This window comes from Kitasatospora nipponensis, assembly GCF_039528135.1.
GTDB classification, from domain to species: Bacteria; Actinomycetota; Actinomycetes; order Streptomycetales; family Streptomycetaceae; genus Kitasatospora; species Kitasatospora nipponensis.
The window spans coordinates 1-874 of record NZ_BAAALF010000576.1; the positions used below are offsets into that span (position 1 = coordinate 1).

Here is an 874-nt window from a genome sequence, read left to right on the forward strand (position 1 = left end):
CTCTCCGACCTGATCCTGAAGGACCGGGTCTTCGCCAACGGCGCGGCCCTCGTGGGGGACAGGGACATCCTCGCCGAGGACCGGCTCTCCCCGGCCGTGGAACTGACGCCGGAGCAGGTCCGGCGGGTCGCGCTCAACCCCGACGGTGTGGTCCGGCACTATCTGGGCGCCCATCTTCCGCTCTGGGGCGACGACGTGGTGCCGAGCATGTTCCTGCACATGTCCACCAACGGGAAGACCCTGCACATCCAGGCCGAACTGCGCATCCTCGCGCCGGTGCAGGCCGACTACCACGCGATCGACCAGCTGCCCGGCACCCTCACCACCGGCCGGCTCGGGGTCCTTCGCCTCGCCGCGCTGGAGCAGACCGGCCGGGCACTCTTCCGGGCCCCCAGGGAATCCCTGGACCACGCGGCCTTCGGGCGCCGGCGCCCCCGTGCGGCGCCGCCGTCGGCAGCTGCGCGAACTGGTGGCGATCGAGGAGGACCCGACCTTCGACTACGGGGCCCAGCTGAGCATCCGCGAGCACGCCAGCGACGGCCACTACCAGAACTACTTCCAACGGGTCGATTCCGACCGGGCGTTCGCCACCCTCACCGAGCACACGCTGGCCGCGATCCGGGAGTTCCTGGAGGCCCACGGTGTGGACACCGCCGACCTCCGCAAGCAGCAGCAGTCCATCCTCAACCACGGCGTCATCCAGCAGGGCGGCATCAGCGTGGTCGGCAACCAGGCGGTCGGCCAGTACGCCACCGCGACCGGCACACCCGGCGTCCCCCAGCAGAGCGGTGCGTCCGCACCCACCCCGGCGCCTGCCAAGACCCTGTGACGGAAGGACCGTTGATGTCGAACGAACCGGTGACCAACCACGGCG

The 874-nt window shown here is 70.8% G+C and carries 2 protein-coding genes; one reads left to right on the plus strand and one right to left on the minus strand.

Annotation, left to right across the window (positions count from 1 at the left end; all coding sequences use genetic code 11):
- Nucleotides 1-411 (minus strand): hypothetical protein (locus ABD323_RS42000; protein WP_344447332.1); only part of this gene is annotated, 411 nt, incomplete at its 3' end.
- Between the two features lie 25 nt (nt 412-436).
- On the opposite strand from ABD323_RS42000, the gene ABD323_RS42005 reads away from it, so the two are divergent.
- Nucleotides 437-829 carry a hypothetical protein gene (locus ABD323_RS42005; RefSeq protein WP_344447333.1) on the plus strand — a complete coding sequence of 131 codons (393 nt, stop codon included), beginning with the start codon at nt 437-439 and terminating at the stop codon, nt 827-829.
- Nucleotides 830-874: the final 45 nt, after the last annotated feature.